Genomic DNA, 21,227 nt, shown 5'->3' on the forward strand with positions numbered 1-21,227 from the left:
CGGCTAGGGTGACCGGGTGAAGATCGCGCTCATGGACTCCGGAATCGGCCTCCTCGCGGCGGCCGCCGCGGTGCGCCGGTTGCGGCCCGATGCCGATCTCGTCCTCTCCTCCGACCCCGACGGCATGCCGTGGGGCCCGCGAACTCCGGATGACGTCACCGAGCGCGCCCTCACCGTCGCCAGGGCGGCGGCCGCACACCGTCCCGACGCGCTGATCGTCGCCTGCAACACCGCCTCCGTCCACGCCCTCCCCGCGCTGCGCGCCGCACTGGAGCCCGGCCTGCCCGTCGTCGGGACGGTACCCGCGATCAAGCCCGCGGCCGCCGGTGGCGGCCGCGTCGCCATCTGGGCCACCCCGGCCACCACCGGCAGCCCCTACCAGCGCAGGCTGATAGCGGACTTCGCGGACGGAGCCCGGGTCACCGAGGTGCCGTGCCCCGGTCTCGCCGACGCGGTCCAGTGGGCGGACGAGGCCGCCGTGGCCCGCGCGGTGGCCGCCGCGGCCGCACTCACCCCTTCGGACGTATGCGCGGTGGTCCTCGGCTGCACCCACTACGAACTCGTCGCCGAGCACATCCGCGCCGCCGTGGCGCAGGGCCGTCCGGAAGGGCTTCCGCCGGTCGTCCTGCACGGCTCGGCCGGAGCCGTCGCCGCCCAGGCGCTGCGTCGCGTCGGTGCAGGTCCCGCGCCCGCGGCGGCACCGGACGGCGGTCTGACGGTGCTGCTCAGCGGCCGTGAGTCGGAGCTTCCCGCAGCGGCCCGTACGTACGCCGAGGGCAGGCTCCTCGAAGCGGTGAATCCGGTCACGCCCGCGCACTGAGCGCCCCGGCGCCCGATGCCCGATTCGCCCGCGACGACCTGGGCAGAAGCGGGACAGAGGAACCGTTTCCCCGGCTGCGGGCACATCGGTACGAGGCAGTGCTCCCGAACCGGAAGGTGAGTACTGTGCGAGGCATGACGGACCACCCCCGTGACAAGGGGCAGGCCGGAGAGCCACCCCCCGCCCTCTGGACCGGTCGCGCGACCAACCGCCTCCAGTGGGTGCTCGCCGCTGCCGGAGCAGCTTGCATGGCCCTCGGAATCGAACTCGCCGTCGACGCGCCGTGGACGTCGGGCCTCGTCCCGCTGCTGATGTCGGTCATCGGCTGTGTCGCCGCCGGGTTGCTGATGCTCTTCGGGACCCTCGCCTTCGTCCATGTGGCGGTGAAGGTCGACCGGGACGCCATGGAAGTGCGCTGCGGCCACATGGGAGTACCCCGGCGCAGAATTCCGCTCGAACAGGTCGTCGGCGCCGAATTCGTCCCCAAGGTCACGCCCTGCCACTGGGGCGGCTGGGGTTGCCGCTGGCGTCCGGAGCAGGGCACCGCCGTCATCGTCCGCCGGGGCGAGGGCATCGCGCTCACCCTCGGCGACGGCCGCACGTTCACCGTCACCGTGGACGACGCCGAAACGGCGGTACGCGTGATCCGCGACCACCTCCGGCCGGGAGCCTCCACGGGAACGACGACCGCCGCCTGACCGACGGCGGGACCCCGCCTGCCCGTCGGGGCCGGAACGCCCCTTCGGCTCCCGCGGCGAGCCGGGGCCGGGACCGTCCCCGCTGGGCCGCGCCGACGTGGGCGGGCCGCACCGCCGTAGACTCCGGCACGTGAGCGCCACCATCACCCCCGCCGGTACCCGGCAGCCCGTGCCGGCCTCCTCCGACCGGGCCGGCCGGCTGCTGCGGCGGTCCGCCAGGCCCGCCGCAGCCGCGCTGTCCGGAGCCATGCTGTTCCTGAGCTTCCCGCCGCGCCCCCTGTGGTGGCTGGCGCTCCCCGCCTTCGCGCTGCTCGGCTGGAGCCTGTACGGACGGCGGCCGCGGGCCGCGTTCGGGCTCGGCTACCTCGCCGGCCTCGGTTTCCTGCTGCCGCTCCTCGTCTGGACGGGAGAGGAGGTCGGCGCCGTCCCGTGGCTGGCACTGGCCGCCGTCGAGGCGCTGTTCGTCGCAGCGGCCGGCGTCGGCATCGCCGTCGTGACCCGGCTGCCGCTGTGGCCGGTGTGGGCAGCGGCCGTGTGGATCCTCGGCGAGGGCGTGCGCGCCCGGGTGCCGTTCGGCGGATTCCCCTGGGGCAAGATCGCCTTCGGGCAGGCGGACGGCGTCTTCCTGCCGCTCGCCGCGGTCGGCGGCACCCCGGTCCTGGGCTTCGCGGTCGCGCTCTGCGGCTTCGGGCTCTACGAGACGGCCCGCCGGGTCCATGACCACCGGAGGACCGGCGAGCTCCCGCGCGGGCCGCTGGCCGCCGCCGCGCTCGCCGTCCTCGTCCCCGTCACCGCCGCCCTCGCCGCGCTGCCCCTCCTCGACGACTCCGCCGAGGACGGCACGGCGACCGTCGCGGCCGTCCAGGGCAACGTGCCGCGACTCGGCCTCGACTTCAACGCACAGCGCCGGGCCGTCCTCGACAACCACGCGAAGCGCACCGAGCAGCTCGCCCGGGACGTCGCCGCGGGCAAGGTGCCCCAGCCGGACTTCGTGCTGTGGCCCGAGAACTCCTCGGACCTCGACCCCTACCGCAACGGCGACGCACGGCTCGTGATCGACCGGGCCGTCAGGGCCATCGGGGCGCCGACGGTGATCGGGGCCGTGCTCACCCCCGAGACCGGGCCGCTGCGCAACACCCTGATCGCCTGGGAGCCCGAGAAGGGGCCGGTGGCCACCTACGACAAGCGGCACGTCCAGCCGTTCGGCGAGTACATCCCCATGCGGCCGTTCGTCCGTCTCTTCAGCTCCGACGTGGACCGGGTCCGGCGCGACTTCGGCCCCGGCGGCAAGGTGGGCGTCTTCGATCTGTCCGGTACCAAGGTCGGCCTCGCCACCTGCTACGAGGCGGCCTTCGACTGGGCGGTGCGGGACACCGTCACGCACGGAGGCCGGCTCATCTCCGTACCCAGCAACAACGCCACCTTCGGCCGCAGCGAGATGACCTACCAGCAGCTGGCGATGTCCCGGGTACGGGCGGTCGAGCACAGCAGGGCCGTCGTCGTGCCCGTGACCAGCGGTGTCAGCGCGATCATCCGGCCCGACGGGACGATCGTGAAGCAGACCCGGATGTTCACCCCGGACGCCCTGGTCGCCGAGGTGCCGCTGCGCTCCTCCCTGACCCCCGCGACCCGCATGGGCACACTGCCCGAGGGCGCGCTGGCGGCACTCGCGCTCGGCGCCCTGGGATGGGCGGTCCGCACCCGTGCGAAGGAGCGTCGGGCCACCGCCCGTTAGGGTCGGTTCATGGGCATCCCCGATTTCATTCGCGAGATCCGGACCACCGCCGGTCACCAGCTCCTCTTCCTGCCGGGGGTCAGCGCCGTGGTCTTCGACGACGACGGGCGGGTGCTCCTGGGAAGACGCGCCGACACCGGCAGGTGGTCGATCATCGGCGGCATCCCCGAGCCGGGGGAGCAGCCGGCGGCGGCAGCGGTGCGGGAGGTGTACGAGGAGACCGCCGTGCACTGCGTCCCCGAGCGTGTCGTGCTCGTCCAGACGCTCGCGCGGCCGGTGACCTACCCCAACGGCGACAAGTGCCAGTTCATGGACGTGTGCCTGCGCTGCCGGGCCGTCGGCGGAGAGGCGCGCGTCAACGACGAGGAGTCGCTGGAGGTGGGATGGTTCCCCGTCGACGCGCTGCCGGAGCTCCAGGAGTTCGCCCTCTTCCGGATCAAGCAGGCACTCACCGATGGCCAGACGTGGTTCGACTCCACGGTGGCCGGGTGAACTATGGGCGCTGACCACATCGGTCGCTGACTTCACTGTCCCTAGGGTGCGGAACATGACCATGAACCCGGGTCCCGCCCCTCACTCCGTGACCTCCACCGGAAAGCCGTCCGTCTCCCTCGACCTCGGCGGCCGCACCGCCCTCGTCACCGGGGCAGCGGGCGGCATCGGGCGCGCCTGCGCACTGCGGCTCGCGGCGGCCGGAGCCAAGGTCAGGGCCGTCGACCGGGACGCGGCCGGCCTCGACGGGCTCGTCGGGCAGGCCCGTGGCCTCGGCCTCGCGGGCGTCGTGGAGCCCTTCGTCCTGGACCTGACCGACCTCGACGCCGCGGAGGACGCGGCCGCGGGCGCCGACGTGCTCGTGAACAACGCGGGCCTGCAGCTCGTCCGCCCCCTCGAGGAGTTCCCGCCGGACGTCTTCCACACCGTGCTCACCGTCATGCTCGAGGCTCCGTTCCGGCTGATCAGAGGCGCGCTCCCGCAGATGTACGCCAAGGGATGGGGGCGCGTCGTCAACCTGTCATCCGTCCACGGGCTGCGCGCCTCGCCGTTCAAGTCCGCCTATGTGGCCGCCAAACACGGTCTGGAAGGACTCTCCAAGACCGCGGCGCTGGAGGGCGCGGCCCATGGTGTCACCTCCAACTGTGTGAACCCGGGCTATGTGCGCACCCCCCTCGTCGAGAAGCAGATCGAGGACCAGGCCGCCGCCCACGGCATCCCCGCGGAGCGCGTGCTCACCGAGGTCCTGCTGAAGGACTCGGCCCTGAAGCGGCTCATCGAACCGGAGGAGGTCGCGGAGGCGGTCGCTTACCTGTGCACCCCGCAGGCGTCCTTCGTCACCGGTGCCTCGCTCGTCCTGGACGGCGGCTGGACCGCGCACTGAACGGGCCGCGGTGAATCCGCGGGCAGCGGGTGACGGAGTTGTCCACACGGGCCCCGTCGTCCACAGGGCTGGCGGGACCCCCGGCACGGCAGGTATCCCTGTGTCCATGTCCCACGATCAGGCCTCCTACCTGGAGCTCCTCGCACGCGGCGCGGCCGCGGAGGCGTACGACCGGCCGGCGCTCCTCGCCCGCGCGGGCGGCGCCGGCCCCGAGACGCTCTCGGCTCTGGAGCACGCCAAGCAGCTCGCCCTGCGCGTCCGCGCCGAGCTGGAGGGCAGACGCCGCCGTGAGGCGGAGCTGTCCGCGCTCTTCGAGACCGCGCACGACCTGGCGGGGCTGCGCGACCTCGACGCGGTGCTCCGGGCCATCGTCCAGCGCGCCCGGTCCCTCCTCGGCACGGAGGTCGCCTACCTCAGCCTCAACGACCCGGCGGCCGGGGACACCTACATGCGGGTCACCGAGGGCTCGGTGTCGGCCCGCTTCCAGCAGCTCCGGCTCGGCATGGGGGAGGGGCTCGGCGGACTCGTCGCCCAGACCGCCCGGCCGTACGTGACCGACAGCTACTTCGACGACGAGCGCTTCCAGCACACCCGCGCCATCGACTCGGGCGTCCGCGACGAAGGGCTCGTGGCGATCCTCGGCGTCCCGCTGATGCTGGGCAGCCAGGTCATCGGCGTGCTCTTCGCCGCCGACCGGCGCGCCCGGGTCTTCGAGCGGGAGCAGGTCGCGCTGCTCGGTTCCTTCGCCGCCCACGCCGCGGTCGCCATCGACACCGCGAACCTGCTGGCCGAGACGCGGAGCGCACTGGCGGAACTGGAGCGGGCCAACGCGATCATCCGGGACCACAGCGCCGTCATCGAGCGGGCGTCCGACGTCCACGACCGTCTCACCGAACTGGTCCTGCACGGCGGCGGGGTGCACGACGTCGCCGGAGCGGTGTCCGAAGTGCTCGACGGGGCGGTGGAGTTCGCCGAACCGGGCGCGTCCACGCTGGCCGGCGTGGAGTTCACCGGCGCCGACGGCCACGCCGTACGGCACGGGGACGACTGGGTAGTCGCCGTCTCGGCGGGCGGGGAACTCCTCGGAGCGCTCGTGCTGCGCGGCCAGCCCGCCCTCGACCCCGTCGACCGGCGCACTCTCGAACGGGCCGCGATGGTCACGTCTCTGCTGCTGCTGGCCCGCCGCTCCGCCGGCGAGGCCGAGCAACGGGTCCGCGGGGAACTGCTCGACGACCTGCTGGACGCGTCCGGTCGCGACCCCCGCATGCTGCGCGAGCGCGCCGCCCGGCTCCGGGCCGATCTGGACGCCCCGCACGTGGTGCTCGCCGCCCGGATCGACGCCCCGCCGGGCCCGGGGGGCGGCGACCGGGCCACCGCGGACCGCCAGCGCCTGCGGTCCGCGGCCTCGCACCTGGCGGCCACCCGCCACGGGCTGGCGGCGACCCGCGACGGCGGCACGGTGCTCCTGCTGCCGCTGGGCCCGGGTGACAGCGCGCCCGAGCTGGCGCGTCAGACCGCCAAGCACCTGGGAGGCACCCTGCGCGAGCCCGTCACCGTCGGTGCCTCGGCGCCGGTCGAGGCACCCGCCGGCACCCCCGCCTCGGTCCAGGCGGCCTACGCGGAGGCCCGGCGCTGTGTGGAGGCCCTGCGGCTGCTGGGCCGCTCCGGAGAAGGGGCCGCGGCACCGGACCTGGGATTCCTCGGTCTGCTGCTCGCCGACACCGGTGACATCGAGGGCTTCGTCCACCGCACCATCGGTCCGGTCGCCGATTACGACGAGCGCCGTGGCACCGACCTGGTGCGCACCCTCGACGCCTACTTCGCCGGCGGCATGAGTCCGGCCCGCACCAAGGACGAACTGCACGTCCATGTGAACACGGTGGCCCAGCGGCTGGAACGCATAGGCAGGCTCCTCGGCGAGGACTGGCAGTCGCCTGCCCGCGCGCTGGAGATCCAGCTGGCGCTGCGGCTGCACGCGATATCGGGGGCAGTGGCGCGCTGACGGGGCATGCTCCGCGGCAGTGGTGCGCCGAGGGAGCGGCCGCCGCCCGTCCGCATCGCCCGCGCGGCCCGCGGCCGCCCGTGCAAAAGGCCGCGTGGACCGTTGCGCACGGTCCACGCGGCCCTGGGGACCGCGGCGGGATCAAGCGGACGCCGGAGCGTCCGCGGCACTCGATTCCCGGGCGTCCCGGGCGGAGTCCTCGCCCTGGCGGCCCGCCTCCACGGAGGCCAGGTCGCGGTCACGGGTCTCACGGGCGCACGCGACGGCCACGACCGTGAGCAGCGCGGCGGCGATGACGTACAGCGCGATCGGTGTGGAGCTGCCGTAGTCGGCGAGCAGCGCCGTGGCGATCAGCGGCGCCGGCGCCCCGGCGGCCACCGAGGAGAACTGTGCGCCGATGGAAGCGCCCGAGTACCGCATGCGCGTCGCGAACATCTCCGAGAAGAACGCTGCCTGCGGGGCGTACATCGCACCGTGCAGCACGAGCCCGACGGTGACGGCGAGCAGCAGGCTGCCGAACGACTTGGCGTCGATGAGCGCGAAGAACGGGAACATCCACGCGCCCACGCCGACCGCACCGATCAGATAGACCGGCCGGCGTCCGATCCGGTCGGACAGCGCGCCCCAGAACGGGATCACCGCGAAGTGCACGGCCGACGCGAGCAGTACGGCGTTGAGCGCGGTCTGCTTGCTCAGACCGGCCGAGGTGGTGGCGTAGACGAGGATGAAGGCGGTGATCACGTAGTAGCTGATGTTCTCCGCCATCCTGGCGCCCATGGCGATCAGAACGTCCCGCCAGTGGTGGCGCAGTACCGCGACGAGCGGCATCTTCTCGACCTCGTCGGTCGTCGCCTTGCGCTGCTCGGCCTGCGCCAGCGCGGCCTTGAACACCGGCGACTCGTCGACGGAGAGCCGGATCCAGAGGCCGACGATGACCAGCACACCCGACAGCAGGAACGGTATGCGCCAGCCCCATGAGGTGAAGGCGGCATCCGACAGCAGCGCGGTCAGCGCGGACAGCACACCCGTGGCCAGCAACTGCCCTGCCGGCGCCCCGGTCTGCGGCCACGAGGCCCAGAAGCCGCGCCGGCGCGCGTCGCCGTGCTCCGACACCAGCAGTACGGCTCCGCCCCACTCACCGCCGAGTGCGAATCCCTGCACCAGCCGCAGGACCGTCAGCAGCACGGGAGCGGCGCTCCCGATGGTGGCGTGCGTCGGCAGCAGACCGATCGCGAACGTCGCCCCGCCCATCAGCAGCAGGCTCAGCACCAGCAGCTTCTTGCGCCCGAGGCGGTCCCCGTAGTGCCCGAACACCAGCGCCCCGAGCGGTCGCGCGGCGAACCCGACGGCGTACGTCAGGAACGACAGCAGGGTTCCCACGAGGGGATCGGACTCGGGGAAGAACAGCTTGTTGAAGACCAGCGCCGCGGCTGATCCGTAGAGGAAGAAGTCGTACCACTCGATCGTCGTGCCGATGAGGCTCGCGGCGACGATGCGACGGAGTTTCGAGGACTCGGGTGGAGCGGTTGCCGAGGCGGCCATGAACACCACTTCCAGGCGTTGGCGGGGACGTATTCGTGTCGGCACAACGTAGAAAGCGGCACGTCACCGTCACATGTGGTGGGACACCATAGTTCTGTCCTCAGCTGTGCGCGAGACCACCATGAGCACGATGAATGGCATGTGCACGATCTTCACTCGGGCGTCCACGGGCGCGAGCGACGAGCCGCCGTTCCGGGTGGCAGCGGCACCCGCCCGGGTGCCAGGCATGGGCGCGAAGACCTCCCGCCCGCCGCGTTCGCGGAATCGGCGGCAACCGGCCGCCGGCGCTCCCGTGGCAGCGGAGCCGGATGCCGGTCACACCCGTACGCGCGGACCCGGTTCCGTTCGCAGGGCGTTCGGGAAGCTGAGCGTGCGGTAGACCGCCACGCCCCCCGTCAGCTCCGTGCACGCTTTCGCCGCGGCGGTGGCACGGTGCGGGCAGGCGGGGTCCGTGGCGTCCAGCAGCACCCCCAGGGTCGTGCCGCTGTGGCCCACGGCGACGCCCAGCCCGCCGACCTCGCGGCAGATCTCCCGCATGCGGTCCAAGGACCATTTGTGCCGCAGGGGTTGGTTCATCAGCGCGCTGCGCGTCGCGATCCTGCCCACCTCCGCGAGGTCGCGGGACCGCACGGCGCCGGCGAGCCGGTCCAGCAGGCGCGCGTACTCGTGCCGGTCGGCCACGGTGAACGGCTTGGGGATGCGGTTGAAGTCGACCGTGTCGACCGCCCCGCCCTCGTCCACGCCGACCACCGTCATGGCCGGCAGCGAACCCAGGACCGCGCGCAGGCGGACGCTGCGGTGGTGGAAGGCGACGATGCCCGGATAGAGCACGCCGTCGGTGGGTTCGATGCGCGCCAGCAGCCGCTCGATCCGGGAGGCGGGCATCGGGAGGCCGAGCGCCTGCCCCACCGCCCGCGCGGTCGCGACCAGGTCGGCCGAGGAACTGGCCAGCCCCTTGCCCTCCGGAATGACGCTGTTGAGGGTCAGCACCCCGCCGGTCGGCTCGGGCGCCTCGCCGACGATCATGCGTGCCAGCCGCAGGGCCTTCTGCTTCCGACGCGGCCGGACCACCAGCTCGCCGATGTCCGGGTCCGGACGGAACGTCGCCCTCGTCCACCGGGCGACGGGCAGGGTGACCAGGAAGTCCCCGTTCTCCTCCGGCAGTACGCCCTGGAGCAGTTCGCCGAAGGTCCCGAAGGCGGTGCCCACTCCCGTTCCCGCCGGTGCCCCCGGTGGCAGACCTCGTCGAGGCGCGGCCTGCTGGGACAGCTTCACGGAACTCCTTCCCGTCGACCATCAGATGAAAGCGATAATCGTTTTTATATGAGACCGGCCCGCGAGGGCAAGCCGCGATCGCGAGTCGGTGACGAGTGCTCAGTCGGAGTTGACAATCATTTTCATCTAGGTGATGCTCTCGGCTCGATCCCGTCGGTACCCAGCACGAGGAGGGCGCATGGACGAGCGGAACGAGCACCGGACGACCGCCGGTTCGGGCATTCCGAGGGGGTGGTCGAAGGGGCGACCGGCCGGGGCCCCGGGGGCCCGGACACCCCGCCGGCCGGCCGGACCGGGCCGGGCCGCAGTGCGGCCTTCTGACAGGAAGACGGCATGTACACGCACATAGCGGAAGCGGTCAAGAGACCCGATCTCATATCCCTGCAGCCGGACGTGGTCTGTCTGCGGTTCGAGACGATGAAGATCTACTCGGCCCTGGGGGCGGTCCGCCACCTTCTCGAGTCGGGCACCGTCAAGCCCGGTGACACGCTCGTGGACAGCTCCAGCGGCATCTACGCGCACGCCCTGGCGCTGGCCTGCCACCGCTACGGAATGAAGTGCCACATCGTGGGTTCCACGACCGTGGACCGGACGCTCCGCGCCCAGTTGGAGATCCTCGGCGTCACGCTGGAGCAGGTCCGGCCGTCGCAGAACCTGCGCCTCGACCAGGAGCTCCGGGTACGGCGCATCGCCGAGATCCTGGAGGAGAACCCCTCGTACCACTGGATGCGGCAATACCACGACGGCATCCACTACCACGGCTACCGCGACGTGGCCGGCGCGATCGCCCGGGAACTGCCCGACGGGCCCCTGGCGCTGGTGGGAGGAGTGGGCTCGGGCGCCTCCACCGGTGCCATCGCCACCTATCTGCGCGACGCGGGCCGGGACGTGTCGCTCGTCGGGGTGCAGCCCTTCGGCAGCGTCACCTTCGGTTCGGAGCACGTCCCCGACCCCGACATGATCATCGCGGGGATCGGCAGCGCCATCGAGTTCCGGAACGTCCGGCACGACCTCTACGACAGGATCCACTGGGTCAACTTCGACTGCGCCCTGTCCGGCGCGGTCGAACTCCTGCGGAGCAGCGGCATCTTCGCCGGTCTGTCGACCGGCGCCGCCTATCTGGCCACTCAGTGGGAACGCCGGAGGGACGCTTCGCGCACATACGTCTTCATCGCGGCCGACACGGGCCACCGCTACGTCGAGAGCGCCTACGCCAGGCACGCCGAGGCCGAGCACATCGACGCCCTGAAGCCGCACGAGATCACGTCCCTCGACGAGCTGAGACACCCCTGGTCCACGACTTCCTGGTCCGGCCTCCGCGCTCCGGCGCCGAGAACCGCGGACGACTCCGTCACCCGTGCCGGCGGTTGACCGAAGCCCCGGCAGCAGCACACGACCCCGATGAGAGAAGCCGAAATGCCCCACCCCCAGCCGCAGACGGTCGCGGAACTGACCGACGCCGTGATGTCGGGAGCCTACGGACCGGATCCGAAGGACCTGTCCGTCACCAGCGCGTTCTGGCTCTACCACACCACCCGGCTCGCCGGGAGCGAGGTGACGTACCACAACCACTACCTCGTGCTGCGGGTCGGGCGGTCCTTCGGCGCCTGCTCCTTCGAGGCCGGCGAACTCCCTCCCGGATTCTGCGAGAACGCCTCCGGCCACACCCTGGACACGCTGCTGCGCGACGAGTCGACACCGGTCCGCGTCGCCGCCCTCGACGCCTACCTCTCCCAGGTGCAGCCGCACCGGGACGCGGTCGACGCCGAGCCGGTCGCACTGCCCGCCGGAACGCCGGAGGCCCGTGCCCGTGCGCGTGACGCGTCCATCGCGGGCCTCCTCGGCATCGAGCCGGGGACGAAGGTCGCACTCATCGGCGTGGTCAACCCGCTGGTGGCGGCGATACGCGACCGGGGCGGCGTGTGCCTCCCCTGCGACCTGAACCTGCGCACCACGCAGTGGGGCGAGCAGATAGCCGACGACATGACCGAGGTCCTCAAGGAAGCCGACGCGGTCGTGGCCACCGGCATGACCTTGAGCAACGGCACGTTCGACCTCATCCTCGAGCACTGCCGGGACCAGGGCGTTCCGCTGGTCGTCTACGCACAGACCGGCAGCGCGGTCGCCCGTGCGTTCCTGCCCGGCGGAGTCACCGCGCTGAACGCCGAGCCGTTCCCCTTCTCGCAGTTCAGCGCCGATGCGACGGTCATGTACCGCTACCGCGCCGCCGAGCCGGTGTCCGCGCGTGAGGACGGCTCGTGAGCGCCGACGCCCGGAACCCCACGGACGGCCGGGAGGCGGCCGGCCGCCGGGCCGCCGGCGAGGCCGCACTTCGCGACGGGGCGGACCGCGCGGCGGCGGAGCCGGACGAAGCGCTGCCGAGCGACCTGAGGATGGCCCGTGCCCTGTGGCCGGTCCTGCTCGCCTCCGCGGTGGGGCTGCTGCCGTTCACCATCTTCAGCACCTACCTGGTGCCGATCGCCGACGAGGCCGGAAGCGGTGTCGCCGCGACGGGCGGTCTGCGCGGACTGGGCGGTCTGGCCGCCCTGCTGGTGGGCACGGCCCTCGCTCCCTTCATCGACCGGGTGCGCAAGGAATGGGCCGCCGCGGGCGGGCTCGCCGCTCTCGGCCTCTCGGCGGCACTGGGTGCGAGCGGGGACTTCGTCCTGCTGGCGGTGTTCTGCCTGCTGGTCGGCGCGAGTACGTCCGTCCTGAACCCGGCCCTCACCGCCGCGGCGGCCGACCGCTACGGCACGGGGAAGGCGGCCGGCCGGGCCGCGACCCTGGTCACGGCCACGCAGTCGATGACGGCGATGCTCGCGGCGCCGGTCGTGGCCCTGCCCGCGGTCCTCTGGGGATGGCAGGGAGACCTCGTCGCCGTGACCGCGGCCTCGCTGCTCCTCGCCCTGGTCTTCCTGGCACGGGGCCGCAGGGCGGCGGCCGAGGGCCCCGGAAGGGAGCAACGCCTCGGCTACATCGCGTCGTTCAGGGCTCTGGGGGCGGTCCGCGGGGCGGTGCCACTGCTCCTGGTCTCCTTCCTCCGCACCGCGGTCTTCATGGGCTACCTCGCGTACCTCGCCGCCTACTACGACGACCGATTCCGACTCGACCCCGGACTCTTCGCCTTCGTCTGGACGCTGAGCGGCGCGTCGTACTTCGTGAGCAACCTGCTCACCGGCCGGGTCACGAACTCCGCCGGCACCCGGATCGGCACCGAGCGCCTGCTGGTCGTCGGCCTGGTCGTGGCGCTGGTCTCGGTCGTGGGCTTCTACTTCACCCACCGGCTGCCGTTCGCCCTCGCGCTGACGGCGCTCCACGCGGCCGGTCACGCGATCGTGGCCGCGTGCGCGGTCAGCCTCCTCGTGCGGCGCTGCGGCCCGCTGCGCGGCTCGGCCCTGGGCGTCAACGCCGCCGGACAGAGCCTCGGGGTCTTCGTCGGTGCGGCCCTGGGCGGTGCCGGTCTCGGCCTGGCCGGCTACCCGGGGATCGCCGCCGTCTTCGGCGCTCTCGTCCTCGTGGCGCTCGCCGCCGCCCTCCTGGTGGCGCGTCACGGCGCCGGAGCACAGGAGCAGGAGGCGAAAGCGGTGTAGCGGACCGGAGGCGTGCCGTCCGGCCGACTCCGCGGCGTCCGGACGGCACGCAGACCCAGAACCCCACTCGACGCACATGGTTCCCCATGACCGAAGCGAAAGGCCGGCTCCATGCCCCCGCCCACGATGTCCACACCGACGGCCGGAACCGGGCCGGCCGCGCCCCCGACCGCCGGCCCCGCCGCGGGCGCGAAGGAGCGGATCACCACCCGCAGGGGCCTGGTGACGACGTGCGCCGTGCTGCTCGCCGTTCTCGTCTCCTCCGTCGTCGTGGCCATCGGCCTGGGGTCCGCCGTGATCGCACCGGGAGAGACCGCCCGGTACCTGTGGGCCGCTCTGAGCGGCGGGATCATCGCGGTGGACGAGGTGACCACATATCAGATCATCTGGCAGATCCGCACGCCGAGGGTGCTGCTGGCGGCGCTGGTGGGCGCCGGGCTGAGCGCCGTCGGCGTCGCCATCCAGGCCATGGTGCGCAACGCCCTCGCCGACCCCTTCGTCCTCGGCGTCTCGTCCGGGGCGTCCGTCGGCGCCGTCGGCGTCACGGTCACCGGGGGCCTCGCGGCGCTCGGCATCCACGCGGTCTCCGCCGGCGCCTTCATCGGCGCCCTGGCCGCGTCGCTCCTGGTGTACGCGGCCTCCACCCGCCGGGGCTCGCTCTCGCCGCTGCGCCTCGTCCTCACGGGCGTCGCCATGTCCCTCGGGTTCCAGGCGGTGATGAGCGTGATCGTCTACTTCGCCCCGGACAGCGAGGCGACCGGCATGGTCCTGTACTGGACGATGGGCAGCTTCGGCGCCGCGAGCTGGGGCGCGCTTCCGGTCGTGTCCGCCGTCGTGCTGCTCGGGCTGGCCGTGCTGTACCGGTACGGCCGGGCGCTGGACGTCCTGGCCCTGGGCGACGAGACCGCCGCGAGCCTGGGGATCGGCCCGGACCGGCACCGCAAGGGCATGCTCGTGCTCGTCTCGCTGGTGACGGGCGTGATGGTCGCCGTCAGCGGTGCCATCGCCTTCGTCGGCCTCGTCGTGCCCCACGTGGTGCGCATGGCCGTCGGGGCCGCCCACGCCCGCGTACTGGCCGTGGCGCCCCTTGCCGGGGCGGTCTTCATGGTGTGGGTCGACCTGGTGTCCCGGACGCTGGTGGCGCCGCGCGAGCTGCCGCTCGGAGCCATCACCGCACTCGTCGGCGTGCCGGTGTTCATCGCCCTGATGCGCCGCAAGGGCTATCTGTTCGGAGGCCGTTGAGATGGATCTGACGCTGGACGGGCTCACCGTCGTGACCGACGGCAGGAGCCTGGTGCGCGACCTGTCCCTGGAGGTGGCGAGCGGCCGGGTGGTGGGCCTCGTCGGCCCGAACGGAAGCGGGAAGTCCACCGCCCTGCGCTGCGTGTACCGGGCGCTGAAGCCCACGTCCGGCACGGTCCGGGTGGGCGAGGACGACCTCTCCGGCCTGACGATGCGGCGCAGCGCGCAGCTCGTCGCGGCCATGACCCAGGACGGCACCGTCGACCTGGACTTCACGGTCGAGGAGGTCGTCGCGCTCGGACGCACACCGCACCTCCATGGCGTCCAGGGCCTCGGCCGGCGGGAACTGGCCCTGTGCGAGCGCGCGATGGAACGGCTGGACATCCGTCATCTCGCCCGCCGCGGTGTGCCGACCCTGTCGGGCGGAGAGCGCCAGCGCGTCCTGCTGGCCCGGGCGCTCGTCCAGGAGCCGGAGATCCTGGTGCTGGACGAGCCCACCAACCACCTCGACGTCCGCCACCAGGTCGAGTTGCTCTCGCTCCTGCGCGGCACCGGACTCACCGTCCTGGTCGTGCTCCACGACCTCAACCTCGCCGCGGCCGCCTGCGACCGCATCGGCGTGCTGTCCCGGGGGCGCCTGGTGGCCGCCGGTTCGCCCGCGGTCGTCCTGACCGCCGGACTGGTCGAAGAGGTCTTCGGCGTCAGGGCCGACGTCGTCCCCCATCCGCGCACGGGCCGTCCCCAACTGCTGTATTCGCTCGACCCCACTCCCTGAAAGGCACCTCAACGACATGCGCACAACACGATCTCCCCGCCCGGTGCGGCGCCGTACCGCCCTGGCGTCCGCGGTGGCGGCCGCCCTGTTGCTCGGCGGCTGCGGAGCCGAGGTCGAATCGGACACCAGGACGTCCGGCAAGGTCACCGTGAAGCGCTGCGGCGAGCCGGTCGCCTACACGACCCCGAAGCGAGCCGTCGCGTACGAGGGCGGAAGCGCCGACAAGCTGTTCAGCCTCGGCCTCACCGAGCAGGTGCACGGCTATGTGATGCCGCCCGCGAACCCGCCCGTGAGCGAGTCCCCCTGGGCGTCCGAGTACGCCAAGGTGAAGATGCTGAGCGACGACCTCCTCAACAAGGAGGTCGTGGTGGAAGCCAAGGCCGACTTCGTCGTGGCGGGCTGGAACTCCGGCTTCAAGGACGAGCGGGGCATCACACCGGAGATCCTGGACAAGCTCGGCATCCAGAGCTTCATGCACACGGAGAGCTGCTTCAACTACCCCGGGTACCCGGAGAAGGTCACCCCGTTCGAAGCCCTGTACACCGACCTCCGCCGGCTCGGCACGATCTTCCGGGTCGAGGACCGGGCGGACAAGGTCGTCGACGGCCTGAGGAAGCGCGTGGAGGCGGTCAGGTCGCAGGCGCCGAAGGGCGATCCGGCACCGGTCTTCCTCTACGACTCGGGCACCGACCAGCCCTTCACCGCGGGTAGCCAGGTGCCGCCCAACGACATCATCGCGGCCGCGGGCGGCAGGAACGTCTTCGACGGTCTCGACCAGCGGTGGACCCAGGTGAACTGGGAGGCGGTGGCCGAGGCCGAGCCCGAAGTGATCATGATTCTCGACTACGGGGACCTGCCCGCCCAGAAGAAGATCGACTTTCTGAGGAAGTCCCCCCACACGAAGGAACTCCCGGCGGTGAAGAAGAACAACTTCTTCGTCCTCGACTACAACGAGGGCATCAGCGGGCCGCGGAACATCGACGGTCTGGAGAAGTTCGCGAAGTACCTGCGAAGCCTCGGCGACTGACCGCGCGAACCCCGGCGGGTCCGGTCTCGCCCTGCCGAGGCGCCGGAGAGCGAACAGCGCGTACCGCGCCGGGGAGACCGCCGCATCCGGCCGGGGGAGGTGTCCCGTCCCCGGTACGCGCCGTCCCTCGTCCGAACGTCCTGCCGGCGAGCGGTTGCCCGCCGGCAGGACGCCTACGCGGGACGCCCTCAGCGGCCGCTGGGCATGCCCGCCGCTCAGCCTGACGGTGCGGCCGCCTCCGCTGGCGCCGTCACCGCCGGAGCCTGCCGCTTCCCCCGCTGGAAGTGGCTCACGGCCGGGGCGGTGACCGCCGTGGTGATCAGTGCCACCAGCACCAGCATGGTGAAGAGATCCGGCCCGATGACACCGAGTTCGAGACCGATGGTCAGCACCACGAGCTCCGTCAGACCCCGGCAGTTCATCAGCGCCCCGATCGACATGGCCTCCCGCCACGGCTGCCCGCACACGCGGGCCGCGCCGGCCGCTCCGCCCCATTTTCCGAGCACCGCCACCGCGAGCAGCGCTCCGGTCCACAGCCACTGCGCCGGCTCCGCCGCCAGGGCGCCGATCTCCGTGCTCAGCCCGGTGTGCACGAAGAACAGCGGCAGCAGCAGCGGCACCACCACGGCACGCAGCCGGGCGGCGGACGCCTCGACGCGGCGGTGCCCCCTGGGCGTGGCCACACCGAAGAGGAACGCGCCGAACAGCGTGTGGACCCCGATCAGGTCCGTCGCCAGCGCGGACAGGCTCAGCCCGCTGAACAGCAGGACCATGACCACCCCGTCGTTGGCCCGGTCCGCGCGCCCCCGCGCCGACCACCTGACGAGCAGGGGACGGACCACCAGCAGCATCGCCGCACCGAAGGCGACCGTCAGCCCGGCCGCCGACAGGGCGTCGAACGGCGACCCGGCAGCGGTGAGCGCGACCACCAGCGCCAACAGGCACCAGGCCGCAACGTCGTCCACCGCCGCGCACGCCATCGCCAGCGCGCCGAGCGGCGTCCCGTACAGCCCCCGGTCCACCAGGATCCGGGCCAGCACCGGGAAGGCCGTGACACTCATGGCCACCGCCATGAACAGGGTGAAGGGCACGAACCCCACCCCGTCCGGGGCCAGTCGGCCGTACAAGGGGAGGGCCAGCAGCGCGCCCAGGCCCAGGGGCACGAGCATGCCCGCCTGGCTGACGGCCATCGCCGTCCGTGAACTGCCGCGCAGCGCGCCGAGGTCCAGCTCCAGCCCGACGAGGAACATGAAGCCCAGCAGGCCGATCTGCCCCAGCACCGAGGTGTACGGCAGGACCGATTGCGGGAACAGCCAGGCCTGCGCCTCCGGCCACAGCCACCCGAGCAGCGAGGGGCCGAGGACGATGCCCATGGCGATCTCGCCGATCACGGGGGGCTGGCCGAACCTCCGCAGGAGCGCGGCCCCGGCCTGGCACGCGAGGATCGCCGCCGGTACGGCGACGAGCACCGCCGGCATGATCTCAGCCGCGGACACGGGCGGCTCCTTCGGGGGACGCGGCCGGCGGCGGCGTCGCCGCGGCGGCGGACCACTCGGCGTAGCGGCGCAGCCCGTACAGCAGCGGCTGCGCCGCCGGGCGCACGGTGACCCGGTGCGCCTCGGCGAAGACCGCCGTGTGGTCCCCGAAGGCCGCGGTCTTCACGACCGAGCAGTCGGCGACGGCGTGGGCGGAGGCGGTCAGGTGGGGGCCGCTCGCCCCCAGCGGCAGCCGCCACTCGGTGCGTTCGAAGCGGGCCGGATCCCCGGAGGCGAACAGGTCCGACGTGCCGCGGGCCCGTTCGTGCAGCAGGTTGAGCGCGAACTGGCCCTGTGCGAGCAGCGCTTGAAGGGTCGGGCTGGCCGTCCGGATGCACACCACCAGGGTGGGCGGGGTCAGGGCGACGCTCGCCAGCGAGCTGCACGTCAGTCCGCGGGGCAGGCCGCCGGCGTCGATCGTGGTGACGACGGAGACCCCCGAGGGGAAGGCGGCCATGAACGGGCGGAGGTCCGCCTCGCGGAGGACGACGGGTTCCTCCGTCTCCGATGGCCCCTCGGCTGCGTCTCGATCCGGTATGTCCGGATGGGTGGAGAAGGTGGGCATGTCTGACTCCCTGTGGATGACGAAGCAGTACGGCCCGGCGTCCGGCGGACTGTGCCGGGGCGCCGGGCCGTGGGGGCGGCGGTGGAAGGGGCCCTGTACCGGACCCGGATCCGCACCGGAGCGCTTGCGGAGCCTGGGAGGTGTCGGGGGGCGGGGACCGGGGGAGTGGAGCCCCCGCCCCCGGTCGGCCTACGAGTGCAGCCGCTTCAGGTACTCGTAGGCGCTCGGCAGCGTCTCCAGCAGGTTCTGCTGCTGGCGCTTGACCGTCTCGAACAGCGGCTCCGCGCCGGCCACCGACTCCGGCTTGTAGGCCAGCGCGGGCAGCGGCGCGTCCGGCTCCAGGCCCATGCCGGCGAAGATGCAGTAGTAGCTGCCGTTGGTCCAGAAGTTGCGGAACTCGGCCTCGAAGTTGCCGTAGTACGTCGACTCGTCGGTGATGGGGGAGTTGATGGGCAGACCGGCGCGGTACGCCGCGATCTTCTGCTGGATGTTGTCGGGGAGGGTCAGCTTCTTGTTCGCCTGCCAGAAGGGCGTGTCGTTGCGCGGGGCGTAGAAGAAGTGCGCCTGGATGAAGTCGCGGGTGTCGTCGAACATCACCTCGATCTCACGGTTGAAGGAGTCGATCAGACCCTCGTTGAAGGTCGTGTCGGGGAAGTGCTTGGCGAGCTGGTAGATGGCCGCGGTGATGAAGTAGATGCCGGTGGACTCCAGCGGCTCCAGGAAGCACGACGACAGCCCGATGCTGACGACGTTCTTCACCCAGGCCCGGCGGTTGCGCCCCACCCGGAAACGGATGTGGTTGAACGCCGTCTTCTCCGGGTCCAGCCCCCACATCGCGGCGAACTCGGCCGTCGCCTCGTCCTGTTCGGTGAACTTGGAGGAGTACACGTAGCCGGTGCCGAAGCGGCCCAGCATCGGGATCTTCCAGGCCCAGCCCGAGGACATCGCGATCGCCGAGGTGTACGGCTCCACGCCGCCGGCCTCGTCGTCGTGCGGCACGGCGGTGGCGACCGCGCTGTCGCACAGCAGGTGGTCGCTCATGTCGACGAACGGCTCGGCCATCGCCTTGTTGATCAGCAGCCCGCGGAAGCCGGAGCAGTCGACGAAGAGGTCGGCGTCCAGGTCCTTGCCGCCCCTCGTCCGCAGCGAGGTGACGAAGCCCCGCTCGTCCTGGACCACCTCGGTCATCTCGTCCTCGACGTGGCGGACGCTCTGCTTCTCGATGGCGAAGCGGCGCAGGAAGTCGGCCACGAGCTGGGCGTCGAAGTGCCATGCGTAGCGGGTGGCCGAGCGCCCGTCGAGCCAGCGGGGCGCCTTCATCGCGTCCATGATCGGGGGCTCGCGGAAGCACGCGTAGTCGAACGGCTCCGTGGTGCGGCCCTCGTACTTGCGCTTGAACCAGTAGTGCGACAGCGGCGTTTGGTCGTAGTCGGGCAGCAGCCCGAACGGGTGGTAGAAGTGGTCGGGCCGGCCGTCGTCCAGCGTCCTGGCCGTCGCCTCGCCCCGGCCCTCCGTCCGCCAGTTCACGAAGCGCACGGCCATCTTGAAGCTCGCGTTGCACTCCCGCATCCACTCGTCCTCGGGGATGCCGAGGTAGTCGAAGAACGCGCGCTGAAGGTTGGGCACGGTCGCCTCGCCGACCCCGATCCGCGGAATCGTCGGCGCCTCCAGCACCGTGATGTCGACCGTTCCCTGGAGAGCCTTGCCCAGATACGCGGCGGTCATCCAGCCGGCCGTGCCGCCGCCCAGGATGACGACCTTCTTCAGTCGGGTGTCGGTGCTGGTCATGGAGCAGCCCTCATTTCGGAGTCGGGAATCGCGGTCGGGCGCCCTGGAGCCGGCGGGGAGGCGGGCCGGACGCGGCACGACCGACCGGGCAGGACCTGAACTCCGGCGCCGGCCGGGACCGTCGGAGCCTCAGTGTGCGAGGCGGCTCTATGACGGAACTACAGAGGCGCTATCCGGCCGGTATAGGCCGGATGTAGACCCCGGGAACAGAATCGCCGCAGGCAGAACGGCATGCGGCGGACCCCAGGAGGAAGCGATGACCACCGCGGTGACCGGAATTGCACGGCATGCGGTACGCATCCGCTTCCTGGGTGACTTCGAGTTGACCGTGAACGGCGCCCCGGTGCGGCGCTGGCGCGCCGGAAAGGCCCGGGGACTCTTCCAGTACCTCGTGATCCACCGCGGTCAGACACTGACCAGGGACCGGCTGTACGAGGCACTGTGGCCCGGTTCGGACGGAGCCGCCGGCGACAGCTCGCTGAAGGTCGCGGCGCACGCACTGCGCCGCGTCCTCGACGCCCATCCCGACGGCCCCGGCGAGTCCGGGATCCGGCTCCACTACCGCGACTTCGGCTACGCCCTCGACATCGCCGACCTCTGGTCGGACGTGGACCGCTTCCAGGAGCTCGCCCACACGGGTCTGCGTGCCGCCGCGTCCGGCGACCGGCCCCTCGCCCGCGAACGGCTGCGGTCCGCCGTCGCGCTGTACCACGGCGAGTTCCTCCGCGGCGAGCGTGCCGACTGGGTCGCAGAACACCGCGAGTACCTGCGGTCGCTGGCCCTGCGAGCCCTGGACGTGCTGCGTGCCGACGCCGCCGAGCGCGAGGACTTCCCGGACCTCATCGAGGTCTGCCGCCGCACGCTCGGCATCGACCGGCACCACGAGGAGACCTACCGGGCGCTCATGACGGCGCACGGCGTGCGCGGCGAACACGCCTGCGTGCGCCGCTGGTACGAGCTGTGCGCGCGCCGGCTGCGGGACGACCTCGCGGTGGCGCCGTCGCGGGAGACCGACCGGCTGCTGCACGCGATGCTGCCCGCGCGGACCGCAGCCGTCCCACAGCGCACCGTACCGGTGACCGCCGCCGCGCTCCCCGGGCTCCGCCCACGTGCCGTACGGCGGGCCCGGCCCGACGGCCGGGCGGTCGCCCTTGGCCTCGTCGCCCCCACGGCCCGGCTCCGGGCCGGGCCCCCGCCCCCCACGGCTGCCCCGGGACTCGTACCGCCCGCACGAACCCAGTGACCGAGCCATCCCAGT

18 protein-coding genes are annotated in these 21,227 nt (G+C 72.3%); 13 read left to right on the top strand and 5 right to left on the bottom strand.

Translation table 11 applies throughout. The features are described from left to right. The first annotated feature begins 16 nt into the window (after positions 1-16). The 6 genes from BLT82_RS14425 (at position 17) to BLT82_RS14450 (ending at position 6,630) form a co-directional block, all read left to right on the top strand. Positions 17-820, top strand: coding sequence for a glutamate racemase (locus tag BLT82_RS14425; protein WP_093654665.1), 804 nt, complete (start codon positions 17-19; stop codon positions 818-820). A gap of 134 nt (positions 821-954) precedes the next feature. Then, positions 955-1,518 (top strand): hypothetical protein, encoded by a 564-nt coding sequence (locus BLT82_RS14430; RefSeq protein WP_093654667.1) that lies wholly within the window; start codon positions 955-957, stop codon positions 1,516-1,518. Between the two features lie 130 nt (positions 1,519-1,648). After that, the gene (gene lnt, locus BLT82_RS14435; protein ID WP_093654669.1) at positions 1,649-3,253 is read left to right on the top strand and encodes an apolipoprotein N-acyltransferase; all 1,605 of its coding nucleotides are present in this window, start codon (positions 1,649-1,651) and stop codon (positions 3,251-3,253) included. 9 nt (positions 3,254-3,262) lie between these two features. Further along, positions 3,263-3,745, top strand: coding sequence for an NUDIX hydrolase (locus tag BLT82_RS14440; RefSeq protein ID WP_093654671.1), 483 nt, complete (start codon positions 3,263-3,265; stop codon positions 3,743-3,745). Between the two features lie 55 nt (positions 3,746-3,800). Beyond that, entirely contained in the window at positions 3,801-4,628 is an 828-nt protein-coding gene (locus tag BLT82_RS14445; RefSeq protein WP_093654673.1) for a 3-hydroxybutyrate dehydrogenase, read from the top strand. A 106-nt stretch (positions 4,629-4,734) separates the two neighbouring features. Beyond that, a complete protein-coding gene (locus BLT82_RS14450) occupies positions 4,735-6,630 on the top strand; it encodes a helix-turn-helix domain-containing protein (RefSeq protein ID WP_093654779.1) in 1,896 nt (631 codons plus the stop codon). A gap of 141 nt (positions 6,631-6,771) precedes the next feature. Here BLT82_RS14450 and BLT82_RS14455 read toward each other — a convergent pair whose 3' ends face one another. Continuing rightward, positions 6,772-8,172: an MFS transporter gene (locus tag BLT82_RS14455; protein WP_093654781.1), complete on the bottom strand. Its 1,401-nt coding sequence runs from the start codon at positions 8,170-8,172 to the stop codon at positions 6,772-6,774. A gap of 315 nt (positions 8,173-8,487) precedes the next feature. After that, a complete protein-coding gene (locus BLT82_RS14460; protein WP_244291973.1) occupies positions 8,488-9,441 on the bottom strand; it encodes a GHMP family kinase ATP-binding protein in 954 nt (317 codons plus the stop codon). 339 nt (positions 9,442-9,780) lie between these two features. On the opposite strand from BLT82_RS14460, the gene BLT82_RS14465 reads away from it, so the two are divergent. The 6 genes from BLT82_RS14465 to BLT82_RS14490 all read left to right on the top strand — a co-directional run bounded on the left by BLT82_RS14465 (position 9,781) and on the right by BLT82_RS14490 (position 16,081). After that, positions 9,781-10,818 carry a pyridoxal-phosphate dependent enzyme gene (locus tag BLT82_RS14465; protein ID WP_093654677.1) on the top strand — a complete coding sequence of 346 codons (1,038 nt, stop codon included), beginning with the start codon at positions 9,781-9,783 and terminating at the stop codon, positions 10,816-10,818. A gap of 45 nt (positions 10,819-10,863) precedes the next feature. Then, positions 10,864-11,709 carry a Rossmann-like domain-containing protein gene (locus BLT82_RS14470; protein ID WP_093654679.1) on the top strand — a complete coding sequence of 282 codons (846 nt, stop codon included), beginning with the start codon at positions 10,864-10,866 and terminating at the stop codon, positions 11,707-11,709. After that, positions 11,706-13,037: an MFS transporter gene (locus BLT82_RS14475; protein WP_244291961.1), complete on the top strand. Its 1,332-nt coding sequence runs from the start codon at positions 11,706-11,708 to the stop codon at positions 13,035-13,037. The genes BLT82_RS14470 and BLT82_RS14475 overlap by 4 nt, the downstream gene beginning before the upstream one ends. A 111-nt stretch (positions 13,038-13,148) precedes the next feature. Then, positions 13,149-14,279, top strand: a complete 1,131-nt coding sequence (locus BLT82_RS14480; protein ID WP_244291962.1) for a FecCD family ABC transporter permease — start codon at positions 13,149-13,151, stop codon at positions 14,277-14,279. A gap of 1 nt (position 14,280) precedes the next feature. Continuing rightward, positions 14,281-15,054, top strand: a complete 774-nt coding sequence (locus BLT82_RS14485) for an ABC transporter ATP-binding protein (protein ID WP_093654681.1) — start codon at positions 14,281-14,283, stop codon at positions 15,052-15,054. A 16-nt stretch (positions 15,055-15,070) separates the two neighbouring features. Continuing rightward, a complete protein-coding gene (locus BLT82_RS14490) occupies positions 15,071-16,081 on the top strand; it encodes an ABC transporter substrate-binding protein (protein ID WP_093654683.1) in 1,011 nt (336 codons plus the stop codon). A 215-nt stretch (positions 16,082-16,296) separates the two neighbouring features. On the opposite strand, the gene BLT82_RS14495 is transcribed toward BLT82_RS14490, so the two are convergent. From BLT82_RS14495 to BLT82_RS14505, 3 genes are all read right to left on the bottom strand, one after another. Continuing rightward, positions 16,297-17,577 carry a cation:proton antiporter domain-containing protein gene (locus BLT82_RS14495; protein ID WP_244291963.1) on the bottom strand — a complete coding sequence of 427 codons (1,281 nt, stop codon included), beginning with the start codon at positions 17,575-17,577 and terminating at the stop codon, positions 16,297-16,299. Continuing rightward, positions 17,564-18,181 (bottom strand): flavin reductase family protein, encoded by a 618-nt coding sequence (locus BLT82_RS14500; protein ID WP_093654685.1) that lies wholly within the window; start codon positions 18,179-18,181, stop codon positions 17,564-17,566. The genes BLT82_RS14495 and BLT82_RS14500 overlap by 14 nt, the downstream gene beginning before the upstream one ends. 189 nt (positions 18,182-18,370) lie before the next feature. Next, positions 18,371-19,969: a tryptophan halogenase family protein gene (locus BLT82_RS14505; RefSeq protein ID WP_093654687.1), complete on the bottom strand. Its 1,599-nt coding sequence runs from the start codon at positions 19,967-19,969 to the stop codon at positions 18,371-18,373. A gap of 256 nt (positions 19,970-20,225) precedes the next feature. Here BLT82_RS14505 and BLT82_RS36805 point away from each other — a divergent pair, with 256 nt between their 5' ends. Further along, the gene (locus BLT82_RS36805) at positions 20,226-21,212 is read left to right on the top strand and encodes an AfsR/SARP family transcriptional regulator (protein WP_167746009.1); all 987 of its coding nucleotides are present in this window, start codon (positions 20,226-20,228) and stop codon (positions 21,210-21,212) included. Positions 21,213-21,227 lie beyond the last annotated feature (15 nt).

This window comes from Streptomyces wuyuanensis (assembly GCF_900103455.1).
Classification (GTDB): domain Bacteria; phylum Actinomycetota; class Actinomycetes; order Streptomycetales; family Streptomycetaceae; genus Streptomyces; species Streptomyces wuyuanensis.